The 14018-nt window shown below is 46.5% G+C and carries 7 protein-coding genes; all 7 read right to left on the minus strand.

Annotated features, from left to right (window positions below; all coding sequences use genetic code 11):
* Positions 1–97: 97 nt before the first annotated feature.
* The 7 genes from QUB63_RS16645 to QUB63_RS16675 all read right to left on the minus strand — a co-directional run bounded on the left by QUB63_RS16645 (position 98) and on the right by QUB63_RS16675 (position 13705).
* Positions 98–1759 carry a diguanylate cyclase domain-containing protein gene (locus QUB63_RS16645; RefSeq protein ID WP_332946370.1) on the minus strand — a complete coding sequence of 554 codons (1662 nt, stop codon included), beginning with the start codon at positions 1757–1759 and terminating at the stop codon, positions 98–100.
* Between the two features lie 411 nt (positions 1760–2170).
* Positions 2171–2626 (minus strand): response regulator, encoded by a 456-nt coding sequence (locus tag QUB63_RS16650; RefSeq protein WP_332946371.1) that lies wholly within the window; start codon positions 2624–2626, stop codon positions 2171–2173.
* A gap of 486 nt (positions 2627–3112) precedes the next feature.
* A complete protein-coding gene (locus tag QUB63_RS16655; protein ID WP_332946372.1) occupies positions 3113–5020 on the minus strand; it encodes a PAS domain S-box protein in 1908 nt (635 codons plus the stop codon).
* Positions 5021–6958 (minus strand): response regulator, encoded by a 1938-nt coding sequence (locus tag QUB63_RS16660; protein ID WP_332946373.1) that lies wholly within the window; start codon positions 6956–6958, stop codon positions 5021–5023.
* A gap of 374 nt (positions 6959–7332) precedes the next feature.
* On the minus strand, positions 7333–10491 hold the full coding sequence (locus QUB63_RS16665; RefSeq protein ID WP_332946374.1) for a PAS domain S-box protein: 3159 nt from the start codon (positions 10489–10491) through the stop codon (positions 7333–7335).
* Positions 10488–10886 carry a response regulator gene (locus QUB63_RS16670; protein WP_332946375.1) on the minus strand — a complete coding sequence of 133 codons (399 nt, stop codon included), beginning with the start codon at positions 10884–10886 and terminating at the stop codon, positions 10488–10490. Before QUB63_RS16670 ends, QUB63_RS16665 begins: the two co-directional genes overlap by 4 nt.
* Before the next feature lie 227 nt (positions 10887–11113).
* Positions 11114–13705, minus strand: coding sequence for a CBS domain-containing protein (locus QUB63_RS16675; protein ID WP_332946376.1), 2592 nt, complete (start codon positions 13703–13705; stop codon positions 11114–11116).
* Positions 13706–14018: the final 313 nt, after the last annotated feature.

Here is a 14018-nt window from a genome sequence, read left to right on the forward strand (position 1 = left end):
AACCAATTATTGGTTGTAAAAAATCAATTACCAATTACCAATTACCAATTCCCAATTCCCAATTACCAATTCCCAATTCCCAATTCCCAATTACCAATTACCTCAAAATCGGGGAAGATTCCGACTTGTTGCTGGCGTGACAAATACGATTTTTGCCTTCGGTTTTGGCTTGATAAAGGGCGCTGTCAGCGCTGCGAATTAGGCTGTCGGGGGATGCCTCGCCAGAAGGAATCGCCGTTGCAATGCCGCAACTGAGGGTAACGCACTCGCCGATCGACGATCGCGCGTGGGGCAGTTTCAAGCTGGCGATGCCGTCGCAAATTTTCCGGGCGACAATGTTTGCCCCTTCCGCGCTGGTGTTGGGCAGCACTACGGCAAATTCTTCGCCGCCGTAGCGGGCTGCCAAATCCCCAGCCCGCTTGGCATTCGAGGCGATCGCCCTGCCAACTTGGCGCAAACAATCGTCGCCGCCGAGGTGGCCGTAAAAGTCGTTATAAAGTTTAAAAAAGTCGATGTCAAACATAATTAAAGACAGCGGCAGTTCCTCTCTTGCCAATCTGCGCCACTCTAACATCAAAACGCGATCGAACTGGCGGCGGTTGGCAATGCCCGTCAGTCCGTCAGTAGTTGCCAGTTCCTGCAATTTTTGATTGGCTATTGCTAGCTGGCGGTAAAGTTGAGATTGTTCGATCGCGATCGCCACTTGATTTGCCAAGTGCTGTAAAAAATCTATTTCCCACTGCTCCCATTCCCTGGCATCGCTGCAATTGTATGCTGTCAGCATTCCCCACAAATTATTGCGATTTTCACTTACCAAATCCGGCGCACTTTTTCCCTGCGCCTGCGGTTTGCCAACAGCCGGCAGCGAGATATAGTTTTCGGCTGCATATTGATTTTTTTCGGCTTCCCAAACAGGGCCTTGTAGTCTTTGGTTTGCCGTTTCCCAGTCGCCAGATTGCCAAATTGGCACGCTTAAAACTGCTGCAATTTCACAATCTGCCAGCAATTCTTTGCAACTGCCAGACAATGCGGCAGTGTTGACATCTGCTATTGCTTGTACCGACTGGGATTCTACCAAAACAAAGCATGACACCGCCAAAGCAGCACTAATATTTTGGTTGTCAATATAACCGTCTGGCAAACCGTCACCTGCAACGATCGCACCTTTTTGCTCTTCCCCGTCAAATTGAGACGCCCAATCCTGACAGCGATAAATTAAAACGCGGTCTGTTTTGAGAAATTGGCGCACTTCTGCTACGGTACTCTGGAGAATGCTTGCCGCGTCTATTGACGATCGAATATGTTCGATCATTTGTCCCAACAGCCGCTCTCGGATGGCCTGCTGCCGCAATTTTTCTTCGACTTGCTGGCGTTCGATCGCGTAATGGATCGCGCGCACCAGCAGAGTTCTCTGAAATCTTCCTTTTACCAAACAATCTTGAGCGCCCGATCGCAATACCGACAGCCCCGTATTTTCATCGTTGATATCTGTCAGCACCAAAACTGGCACTGTGGGCGATCGGGCTTTCAAAATTGCGATCGCCTCGCTTCCCCCCAAGCTGTCTGACACTGACAAATCTAACAGTACGGCGTCAAACTTTTCTGCTTCCAGACACGCGAGTCCCATCTCCAGGGACTTAACAGTTTGGAGGCGAAACAGAGACTCGCTGAATGAGCCTAAAAGGTCTTCGATCAGCGTCGCATCTGCCAGATCGTCCTCAACCAACAAAATTTTCAGAGATTGGTTACGTGTTAACACAACTATAGCGTTCGGGGCGGGTTGAAGGAAACTTTTTAGTTTTGAGAGCGATATTTGCGATCGGCAAACAACAATAATATCTTCTAGAGGCGGGTTGAGTCCGGATTTTTTCTAGCAGCCAGTGGAGCGCTGCTCTCACCCACCCTCCCCATAAGCCTGTTTATTTGTACCTACCTACTTACTTGCGATCGGGCTATTTATTCCCCGGAGATCCCTTGCAGCATACCCCCTACTCCCCCGATCCTCGGGGAGTAGGGGTTGACGAAAGAGAATATTCTTGTCCCCCCCCCTACTCCCCTTAAAAAGGGGGGCGCCGGGGGGATCGGGCTTAATAGAACCGTATTGCAGCAATATGTCGGTCTATCAAATTCTGTTTACACTCAAACTATCGATCTAGCCCTCAATTAAAGCTTACAGATCCGCAGGCGGGAGCGAAACGATTTCAAACCAATACTGGCATAAAGTCTTCATTATTTCAACCAATCCTTCAAAAGTGACTGGTTTAGATATGAAAGAATTCGCACCCAACCGATAGCAAAGCAAGATATCTCCGCTGCGGTGCGACGTTGTTAGGATCACAACCGGAATTTGTTGCAACTCCGGGTCTGATCTGATCGAAATTAGTGCTTCTCGCCCGTCAAGCCTCGGCATATTCAGATCCAAAAGTATCACGTCTGGTCGGTGCCAATTGCTGCCACCAGCATATTGACCGCGACGGTACAAATAGTCTAACACTTGTTCTCCATTTTCCACAAATTCGCTTCTAATTGCTAATCGAACTTCTCGCAGTGCTTCCTCCACCAAAAAGCGCGTGTCCTCGTCATCGTTGGCTATTAAAAGAGTAAATTTTTTCTGGGGATTATTCACGGCTTTGTCTCACTACCAACGGATTTTGTGAGGCTGCAGGACTTGGAGCAGTGTCGGATTGCCTGCAAAGCATCTGTTGCCATCATCCGGCAAATCAGGCCGACCGCACTGAATTTGTGTTGCAGCAATTTGCGGTTTTGCTTGATTTGCTCATGTTTGCGAATCATACTTGTTTCACTTGGCAGTTGGTCCGAGAACCTGCCAACTGCAAAGACATCACAAATGCTTGTGGGCGAACTACTAAGGAAACTACAGAATCCCAAAGCAAGATGCTCTGGATACATTTGAAACAAACTGAAAAGTCTGGCGCACACCGCTGATTGTTAATTTGTATAAGGATCGAGGTAATAGATTTATACTGAGGGATTTTTAGCTCGTTGTCATCAGTGAATATGCTACACTTTCTGAGGAGGTATGTAAAGAAACGATAAAGATATTTATAGTTTAAGTAAATGACTGGTGACTGCTCCAAGGCGACTGCTGAGTTCACTGTGCAACAGGAATAGAAAAATAAAAAGTCGAGCCTCTATCGGGTTCTGATTCTACCCAAAGGCGGCCGCCGTGCCGATCGACAATTCTTTGACAAATCGCTAAACCGATACCGGTTCCCGAATACTCTTTTTGGGTGTGCAAGCGCTGAAAAATCTGAAAAATACGCGGATGGTACTGTTCGGCAATGCCAATACCGTTGTCCTGCACCGAAAACACCCAGTTATTCCCCTGACGCGAAGCGCCCAAGAACACCACCGGCTCCTCGCTGCTGCGATACTTAATGGCATTGCCAATTAAATTTTGAAACAGTTGCAGCAGTTGAAAACTGTCACCTCTTACCCTTGGCAAATCGCCCCTAGTTACAGAAGCTTGATTCTTGCGGATTGCCAACTGCAAATTAGCGCAAGCATCCTCAAAAACCTGATTGCAATCTATCAGCTCAAAAGGTTTATGACTGATCCCTACCCGCGAATATTCCAGCAAGTCATCAATCAGTGCCTGCATCCGCCCGCAAGAGTTAACAATATTGCGGATAAATTTATTTCCTTGGGCATCAAGTTGGTTGTGACAGCGCTTTTCTAATAGTTGAGCGTAGCCCGCAATCGTACTCAAAGGCGCTTGTAAATCGTGAGAAGCCACGTAGGAAAACTGTTCTAGTTCGGCATTAGAACGAGTTAATTCTTGAGCGTAGCGGGTTTGAGTGTCTAAACTCGCTTGCAGCAGTTCTTGTACCTGCTTGCGCTCGGAAATATCCTCGATCGCACAAATCAAATACTGCGCCGTCCCCTCAGCATCGCGCATTGCCGAAACAGTAACATTCGCCCAGCACACTTCCCGATCTTTGCAGATCAAACGCTTTTCCACAGAAAAAGTTTGAATCTCCCCAGATAACAGCAAGCGCACGTATTCTCTGTCAGCTTCGATGTCATCCGGGTGAGTAATTGCCTGCCAATGAAGCTGCAACAATTCCGATTCTGCATAGCGGACAATTTGACAAAAGCCGGGATTTACCCGCAGAAATTGACCGCAGAGCGCGGTTTTAGCTATGCCGACCGCAGCTTGCTCGAATATGGCGCGGAAGCGTTCTTCGCTTTCTCGCAGGGCAATTTCTGCTCGTTTGCGATCGGTTATATTGCGAAATGTTACAGCCAGACCGTCGTTTAATTTGACCGCCACAATGTGCAGCCAAACACTTGTCTCTCGATCGTGTTCGTAATAAAATTCTTGGTCTACAGTTTCTCCTGTTTCTACCACAGAAACGTACAAATCAAATAACCCGCTGTTGCGGACTTGGGGAATTTCTGCCAACAAATGCTTGCCAACAATCTCATTTAATGACCGAGCAGAAATTTTTTCGGCAGCACGGTTGACCAACAGCCACTGAAAATCCACAATATTTCCCTCATTGTTGCGGACAGCAGAATAAGCCGCCACACCGTCTAAGGAACTATTTAAGATGCTAGCAAGCAGCGATTGCGACTGTTGCAGTTGAGCGTTTTGCTCTTTTAGCTGCTGTTGCAGTTTTTGCAGGCCGACTTGCTTGTCGATGCGCGCTAAAACTTCTTCTACTTGAAAGGGTTTGGCAATATAGTCGGCGGCGCCCACTCGAAAAGCTTGTAATTTATCGTTAATGTCATCTAATACGGTTAAAAAAATCACCGGAATTTCTTCAGTTTCCGGTGTCGCTTTCAGTCTCCGACAAACTTCATAACCGTTCATTTCCGGCATTCTAATGTCGAGCAAAATTAAATCGGGGCAATGGGCGATCGCAGCCTTCAACGCCAGTTTACCGCAAATAGCCCGGTAAACTTGATACCCCTGGGCTGTTAGCAGCTCGGATAACAACCGCAGATTGCTCGGTTGGTCGTCAACCACCAATACTTTAATTGCGCTATTATCCATTTATTTTAAACTCGATTGAGTTAAATCCATTATCCTGTCGAGTCGGTAATCGGCAAGCAAATCTTTTAAAGCATCAGCTAAAGTTGGATGACTTTCACAAATGCGATCGACAATTTCAATCGCCAGCTCTTCATTAACATCATTAACTGCATCGTAGAGTTCCTGCACCCAACTTCGAGGCATCTGGGCCAGCAGCGGCCAGAAAAATGAATCTGGTTTTTCACTCACAAAATAACGCCGTAAACCCCCGACAGGGAGCCCCGGCAACTCTTGATAAATATAGCGCACTCCCAAATAGCCAGCCATCTTCTCAAAGAGGATTTGTTCTTGAAAAGGTTTCCGCACAAAATCGTCGCAACCTGCGGCGATAATTTCGCCTTTTCTTTCCTCAAAAGTGCTAGCAGTCAGAGCAATAATTACAGTTCGCCGCCCAGATGGTTTCTCTTTAGCTCTAATTTGTCTGACAGCTTCAAAACCGTCCATTACTGGCATTCGCGTATCCAGCCAAATTAAATCAGGCAGCCAACTTTCCCAAAGTTCAACAGCTTGGAGGCCGTTTTCCGCTTCTCGGACTTCAAAACCAATTGGTTGCAGCATTTTAACCAGCAGCAGCCTATTTTCTTGATTGTCGTCAACTGCTAAAATCCGATAAACCGGTTGATCTGGTTCCAATCCCATTACCCGCTGCAATGTCGCCACTGTTATGTCAGAAGAAATAGCGGGAAATACTCGGATATTAAATTTAAAACTGGTTCCCTCACCTAAAACACTGTCTACCCCAATATCTCCGCCCATGATCTCTACGTATTTTTTAGTAATTGTTAAACCTAATCCTGTACCGTCAGCCGCTTGTTTGCCAGCTTCTGTTTGCAGGAAAGCATCAAATAACTTGTCAGTTTCTGATGCTGCTATGCCAACTCCCGTGTCTTCAACTTCAAACAAAATTAAACATTCCTCGGTCGATGTAGAGTTAGGATTAATCTCCGATGCTGCGGGCTGCTGCTTGTCTGCCACGCTCGCGCGCAGCCAAATACTGCCGCAGTTTCCCGTAAATTTTATGGCATTTCCCAGCAAGTTAATTAAGCAGACGCGCAGCTTTTTTTCGTCTGTTTTGATATATTGGGGAACATTCGCCTGCACGGAAAATCTCAGTTGCAAATTTTTGGTTTCTGCTTTGATTTGAAACATCTCTTCGAGAGTGTCTAGGAGTTGATAAAGGTCAAAGCTGCGTTCATCTAAGCCAATTATCCCTGCTTCTATTTTCGACAAGTCTAAAACATCGTTAATTAGTTCTAGCAAATGTTGACCGCTGCGGTTAATAATTCGGAGATTTTCGAGATTTTCGTGGCCCAGCAAAGAGTCGCGGCTCATGACTTGGGTAAAACCGAGGATGGCGTTCAGGGGAGTCCGCAATTCGTGGCTCATGTTGGCAACGAATTGAGTTTTGGCGAGCGATGCAGCGGCGGCGGCTTCTTCGGCTTTTTTGCGTTCTATGATTTCTTGTTGCAGTTCGGTATTGCGATCGATCAATTGTTTTTTCAGTCTTTGGATAGTGAGTTGATGTTCGATTCGCGCTAAAACTTCTGCTACATGAAACGGTTTTGTGATATAGTCAACACCTCCCACTTGAAAAGCGGTTACTTTGTCCAAGACTTCATCTAAAGCGCTGATAAAAATAACGGGAATTTCTGATGTTTTCGGATCGGCCTTGAGCTGCGTGCAGACTTCGTAGCCGTCCATTTCCGGCATTTTGATGTCGAGCAAAATCAAATCGGGAGAACCCGATCGCGCTGCTCGGATTGCCATTTTGCCGTTAATTACGCCCCGGACTTTGTAGCCGCGATCCGACAGCGTTGCTGATAAAACTTGCAAATTTTCGGGAGTGTCGTCAACAATTAATATGTTGCCTTTATTCTCTTCTGTTTGATTGCTCGTCATCTATGCTATTTTTTGTTAAATTGAGAATTGCTGAGATTATGAAAACCGGTTAACTCGTCATTATAGCACTCGCTCGTGAATCAACTACTTGTATATTTACAGAACTTGCGCACACAAACCCAAGAAACCGGGTTTTTTAACCGGGATAGAGAGCCGTAACGAAGTATTTTCGTTAAAAAACCCGGTTTCTTCGTCCAGGACTGGTTTAAAAGATCATCAAGGGTAAATTAGCCGATCGCCCGCAGCCGAGTTTACAAATAGTCGATCGACCCAAACCATCAACAATTCCGAACCCGCCCCTCTCCCCTCAACATCCATCCGTTAAATCCGTTAAATCCGTTACATCCGTTATAAAATCCGTTGCCGAACTTCCTTCAAACATTTCTAAACTCATCAATCAAATCAATAATCCGATCGCACCGGAAGTTATGCACCAAATCCGCGATCGCGCTGCGGAAAGGAGCATCAACAGGAGGCACCGACAACAGCAGCCGAAAAATCTCCTCATTATCAACCGAATCCGCCGCATCGTACAACTCATCAACCCATTGGGGCGGCATAGTTTCAAAAAATGAAGCATTCAGCGTCAAAGGCAAATCAGCAGTCCCAGTTAGCGCGGAAACATCACCGGGCGCCACAGCATCAGAACTCGGGGAAGCTTCTCGATCGTAAACATAGCGGACACCCAGATACTTAGCCATCTTTTCCAGAATCACTTGCTCCCGAAAAGGCTTCGCCACAAAATCATCGCAACCAGCAGACAAAATCACCGATCGCTCCTCATCAAAAGCACTCGCCGTCAGAGCAATAATCACCGTTGCTTGACCCTTCAAATGCGCCTTAATTTGTTTAGTAGCTTCATAGCCATCCATCACCGGCATCCGCATATCCATCCAAATCAAATGAGGTTGCCAACTCGACCACATTTCCATAGCTTCAACGCCATTTTCAGCGTCCCGCACAGCAAAACCGAGGGATGTCAGCATTCTCACCAACAGCAAGCGGCTTTCCAGGCGATCGTCCACAGCTAAAATGCGATATTCCGGCTGTCCCGGTTCCAGGCCCACAACGCGGCGAGCCGTTTGAGCCACCTGAATTTCCACTGCATTAGGGAGCGAAACCTTAACATCAAATCTAAAAATGCTGCCGTTACCGACGCGGCTTGTCACCGTCATTTTCCCTCCCATTAACTGCACGAACTGTTGGCTGATCGGCAAGCCTAAACCAGTTCCTTCTTGAGCTTTTCTCCCGCTTTCAGTTTGCGCAAAAGGTTTAAACAAATTGTCGATTTCTTCCGGCGAAATTCCCGCCCCCGTATCTTCAACTTCAAAGAGCAAGCAGCAATTTTCACTTAGCGGAATCTCGCCGCGATTTTTCTTTGACAACAACTCATGCTTAATTCTCAAATTAACACCACCTTCCGCAGTAAACTTAATCGCATTACCCACCACATTAATCAATACTTGGCGCAACTTGCTTTCGTCTGTTTCTACATATTTAGGTAAGTCGGGCGTCACATCACAAATTAACTGCAACCCTTTTTTTTCTGCTTGCAGCTTCAGCATCTCTTCAGTATTTTTCAGCATTGTATGCAAGTCGAAAGTGCTATTATTAACTGTCACCAGCCCGACTTCAATTTTTGACATTTGCAGAATATTGTTGATCAGATCCAGCAAATGTTCGCCGCTGCGGCTAATAATTCCTAAATATTGCTGTTGGTCGGCACCGAGGGCTGCGGATCTGGCCAGCAGTTGGGTGAAACCCAGAATAGCGTTGAGGGGAGTTCGCAATTCGTGGCTCATATTCGAGAGAAATTCGCTTTTTGCCCTGTTGGCTCTGTCGGCTTCTTCTTTGGCTTTTTGCAGGGATATTTCTGCTTGTTTGCGCTCAGTAATATCGCTGGCTGTGCCTGTTGTACCGGTGATGTTTCCAGAGGCGTCCAATCGCGCGATCGCCTTCGTATTTACATCAATCTGCCTGCCGTCTTTTCCTAATACTATACTTTCGTACTGAAACACATCATCTCCCCTCAGCAAGCGCTGCTGAAGTTCCCAGTTCCGGTCTATTTGTGCAGGCGCTAAAAAATCGCTAAAAGAACAGCCTAGCATTTCTTCAGGGTCGTAACCGTAGATTTGTTTGACAGCTTGGTTCACAAAAGTAATGTGTCCTTCTGCATCGCAAGACCAGATAATATCTTGGGAAGTTTCAACTAAATGGCGGTATTTTTCTTCGCTCTCTGCTAGGGCTATCTCTGCCAGCTTTCGGGGGGTAATGTCCATCAAAGTTGTGAAGAGTTTTGTCACTTGCCCTTGTTGGTTGACAACTGCTTCTCCTCTGGATTCGATGTAGCGGATGAAGCCGCCTTCACTTGTCTGTGACGGGCAATTATCCCCAGCAATTGTCGATTCCGGGCGGAGGATGCGATATTCCAAACTGTAGGATTGCCCGCTGGAAATAGTAGCGTCGATCGCAGTTTGCCATTTTTGTCGATCGTCCGGATGCACGTATTGCCCAAACTCAGTTAGTGTAGGCGCAGCCTGGGTTGAATCGAAACCGAAAATATGAGATAATTCTTCCGACCAAGTAGTTGTATTGGCAGAAAAATCGCATTCCCAATTGCCGAGGCGGGCGATTCTTTGCGCTGCTGCTAAAGAAGCCGCTACGGTGCGGAGTTTTTCTTCGGCTAATTTGCGATCGCTAATATCTTGAATCACAGAAATCACGCAGGTTTCGCCGTGAATGTCAATGATTTCAGCAGACAGCAGCCCGGTTCGGAGTTCCCCAGTTTTAGTGCGCCAATCAAATTCGTAGTTGCGAACAATTTTTTGTTGGTCTAACATTGCAAACAACTTGGCGCGGGCTGGTTTGCTTTCCCAAAGATTGAAATCCAGCGCCGTGCGATCGATAATTTCTGCTGCCGAATAACCAATTGTCTGACAAAAAGCCTCATTGACTTCTAAATAACGACCGTCTTTAAGTCTAGTAATAGTAATCGGGTTGGGAGAAGAACGAAAAGCTTTAGCAAACTTTTCCTCAGACAAGCGCAGTTGTGCAGTCCGCTCCTCAACTAAAGTTTCCAATTCTTGATTCAGCTTTTGGAGTTGAGCATTTTGTTCCCCTAATTGCTTCTCCATAAAATAGCTGTTGACCGCTTCTTTTAAGGTCAACTTCAAATCTTCTGACTGCCAAGGCTTAGATATGTAGCGGTACAATTTAGCATATTTAATAGTATTCGCCACAGCTTCGAGGTCTGCTTGCCCCGTCAGCATGATTTTGATAGTTTTTGGCGAAATTATGTGAATCTGCTTCAGCAATTCGTCCCCTTTGATATTCGGCATCAGATAGTCGGAAATCACAGCCACGATTTCGCAGCCCTCTGCCAGCAAATCCTCGATTAACTCTAAAGCCTCTTCGCCGCCTTCAGCAGTTTCTAATAAGTGTTCTTCACTGAGAGCTTTTTTTAACTCAATCTTCAAACTTTCAAGAATGATCGGTTCGTCATCCACGCAAATAATCACAGGTTTATTGTTCATATTTTTGCCAAGCCAGATTTTATAGTTTCTACTAATTCTTGGCCGTCCCACGGCTTGTACAAACAGCGGTGCAAGTTTGCCTGCTCTTTCACCCGCTCTATTGCTACTTTGTCGGCTTGCCCAGTCAGCATGACTTTCACAATATTGGGATATTTTTGGTGAACCCGGAGCAAAAATTCATCTCCTTTAATACCCGGCATCAACCAGTCAGATACTATGACCAAAATATCGCTTTCATCTTCTCCTTGAATTTCCTCGATAATTTCGAGAGCTTCATCAGCATTTTCTGCTACTTCATATAGGTAATCATCACCAAATTCTTTTTTGAGTTGGATTTTCAAACTATTTAAGATTACAACTTCATCGTCAACGCACAAAATTACTGGTTTCGGCATAGAATTTTCCTCCTCTTTGATTTTAAAATTGGGGGGCGTCTCGCCCCTGGTTTTTAATTGCCCTCAGTGATTTCGATAGTCCTGGACGCACTCCATGGCTCAAATGCCGATCCCCCCGGCGCCCCCCGATCCCTTGGGGGGGAACCTGAAAGCCCCCCGAACCAAGGGGGAAATGGCTCAAATGCTGATCCCCCCTTAAAAAGGGGGGAACCTGAAAGCCCCCCTTTTTAAGGGGGGTTGGGGGGATCGATGCGTAAGTCCTGTTCGAGGGGCAAGGATACAGTAAATTTGGTGTGACCAGGCACGCTTTCTACTTGCAGTTTACCTTGGTGTTTTTCAATGATTTTTTGAACTATATCCAATCCCAAACCGCTGCCTTCTCCAGGAGGTTTAGTGGTGAAAAATGGCTCAAAAATTCTCGGCATAATCTCTGGGGGAATGCCTTTGCCGCTGTCGGTAATACTGACTGATATTGCGTTATCTTGGCGTTTGACATCAATTTTTAACACTCCTTTGTTGCCCATCGCTTGTAAAGCATTGTGAAGCAAATTTGTCCAAACTTGATTGAGTTCATCAGGATAGCATAGCACAGAGGGCAAATCAGTACCATAGTTTCTGACTACTTCCACACCGTGTTTGATTTGGTAGTGGTAAAGCGTTAAAACAGTATCAATGCCGTCGGTAATATTAGCCATCGCCTTGGAACCCGACTGGTCGTAACGAGAGTAGCTTTTCAAAGCAAAAACGATTTTAGCTGCCCTATCTGTCGCAGTAACAATATTTTTAGTGCTTTTTTGTACCGTAGCAAATTCGTAGGCGATTTGTAAAATATTTGGACTTGTGCTGTCTTTCAACAAAGGTAAAAAAGGTTCAACGTTATTGCATATACCAATATCTAATAAGGTACAGGCAAGGCTGTCGGCGCCGTCAATTTCTTCTAATTCTAATTGCCGCTGCAAACTTTTTTTCAACAGACGTTTTTCTTTACTAGATAAGTTGTCTGTTTCCGTACTTGAGTTGTACAGCAGGGCAAAGAAATCGTGCTGCCGTTCCGGGGATAGTTGCTGGAAAAACATCGGCAACTGCTGCAATTGTTCGGCCCAGAAGTCGGCGATGTTCTGCACCGAGGAGCGAATCGCCCCTAAAGGAGAATTGATTTCGTGGGCAACTCCGGCAATTAACTGTCCGAGGGCTGCCATTTTTTCTGATTGAATCAGCTCTTGTTGAGTGCGCTTCAGTTCTTCCAGGGTATGAGCTAATTCTGCATTTTTTTGGGACAGCGCTGACTCTGCTAGTTTGCGAGCGCTGATGTTGCGGGCAACCCAAATCACTGCATCTTTTGAGAACAGAGAAATGCAGGCGGAAAACCAAATTTCGCGGTCGCCAACTGTTAAGCTGTAGTCGAAATTGAGCGTTTGTTGCGTATCTAACACTTGCTTAACTAGCATCCACCAATCATCCGGGTTGTCGTCGTCAAAAAAATGTTCGATCGTCAAGCTGACTGTATCGCAATCCGGCTCTGAAAACGCCGCTGTATTTGTCGGCAAAACTTCTATGTTGCCCTGACTGTCTAGCACCATAACGATGTCTGTCATCGCTTCAAAAACTGCGCGAACTTTGCTTTCAGAAAAGTGCAATTTTTCTTCGAGCAATTTGCGATCGCTAATTTCTTGCTGCAATTCTTGGTTGCTGGCTGCTAGTTGAACCGTGCGCTCTAGAACTCGCTGTTCGAGTTCGGTGTTGAGGCGGCGGACTTCAGCTTCAGCGGTGGCGCGGTCTTGTATTTCCTGCTTTAACTGACTGTTAGCCTTAAGTAATTCTAAAGTACGCAGCTTAATTTGTTCTTCTAAATTTTCATTTAAAAGCCGCAACTGTTCCTCTACTTCGGTTCTCCGCAGCGCTTCTTTTTGCAATTGTTCGTTCACTTTTTTCAACTCCTGGATATTTTCGGCAACTGTTTCCTGCAAAAGCTCGACATTCGCGTGCATTTCTACCGGATCTAAGGCGTGCAGCAGCGTACTTTGGGTCACAATTCCGGCTAAATATCCTCCCTCGTCCACCACCACCAAGCGCCGGATGCGGTGCTCCTGCATGAACTGGTGAGCCTCCCACAATGTGGCTTTTACCTGCAACGGCATCAGGGGAAAACTCATGGCGGCGGCGGCAGGAGTGCCGGCGAAATCGAGTCCGGCAGCTTGAAATTTAACAATGTCCCGTTCTGTAATTATGCCCACAGGTTTCTGATTTTTGTTGTCGCACTCAGTGCAAATGACTGTGCAGCATTTGCGCCTTGTTGCCATCTGTTTTGCGATTTCTAAAACAGATGCACCCGTTGAGGCAACTATTACTTCTGCAGTCATAATTTCTTGGGCCCGCCGCATTTGCAGCAAGTCGCCCGGTTTCAGGATTTGACGGATGCTATCATTGGTGATTGCGCCGAGCAAGTTTCCGCCTTCGTCTGTGACGGGCCTATGACGGATTTTTGCCGTTAGCGCAGCCCTCGAAGAGGATCGCAATATACTCAATATTCTGAAGATATTCCCCGCTTTATCCAGAGAAATGGCGATCGGATTTTCCGTCATTACCTCAGAAATTGTCACCCCTGCTAGCGGTATTTCGCTAGCAGTTATTTTCACAACATCGCGCTCTGTAAAAATTCCGAGCAGTTGCCCCTCAAACGCGATTAAAACGCAACTGGCTCTGGCCTCAGTCATGGCGGCGATCGCCATTTTCAAAGGCGTGTCTGGAGGCAGCACCGGCGGTTTGGGGTCGATCGCCTGTTCTAAGAAGCTTTGGCTATCAGAAACTGTTATTGACATGGGCAAATCAAGGGGGAGATGCAGGCGGAACCGGCAATTAATACCATTTTAGATTTGAGATTTGACAATCGCGGCACACTGACCCAAATCCAGCTTTTACATCAGTCTAGAGTTGCATTTGTGGTCGCGCCTCGGTAGAATTTTTAGTGCTATAGGGCTAAAGAGTTCAGTTAAGCCCGATCCCCCCGGCGCCCCCCGATCCTCGGGGAGTAGGGGGTGGGACAAGAGTATTCTCTCGCGTCAACCCCTACTCCCCTTATTAAGGGGGAATAGGGGGTATGCTGCAAGGGCTCTCCGGGCAATAAACAGTGTT

Origin of the sequence: Microcoleus sp. ARI1-B5 (genome assembly GCF_036705795.1) — a bacterium.
Taxonomy (GTDB): domain Bacteria; phylum Cyanobacteriota; class Cyanobacteriia; order Cyanobacteriales; family Microcoleaceae; genus Microcoleus.

Excerpts from the sequence above, each read along its gene's own strand:
- QUB63_RS16655 (WP_332946372.1), bottom strand. The coding sequence starts at position 5,020 with ATGGATAATAGCGCAATTAAAGTATTGGTGGTTGACGACCAACCGAGC.
- QUB63_RS16660 (WP_332946373.1), bottom strand. The coding sequence starts at position 6,958 with ATGACGAGCAATCAAACAGAAGAGAATAAAGGCAACATATTAATTGTT.
- QUB63_RS16665 (WP_332946374.1), bottom strand. The coding sequence starts at position 10,491 with ATGAACAATAAACCTGTGATTATTTGCGTGGATGACGAACCGATCATT.
- QUB63_RS16670 (WP_332946375.1), bottom strand. The coding sequence starts at position 10,886 with ATGCCGAAACCAGTAATTTTGTGCGTTGACGATGAAGTTGTAATCTTA.
- QUB63_RS16675 (WP_332946376.1), bottom strand. The coding sequence starts at position 13,705 with ATGTCAATAACAGTTTCTGATAGCCAAAGCTTCTTAGAACAGGCGATC.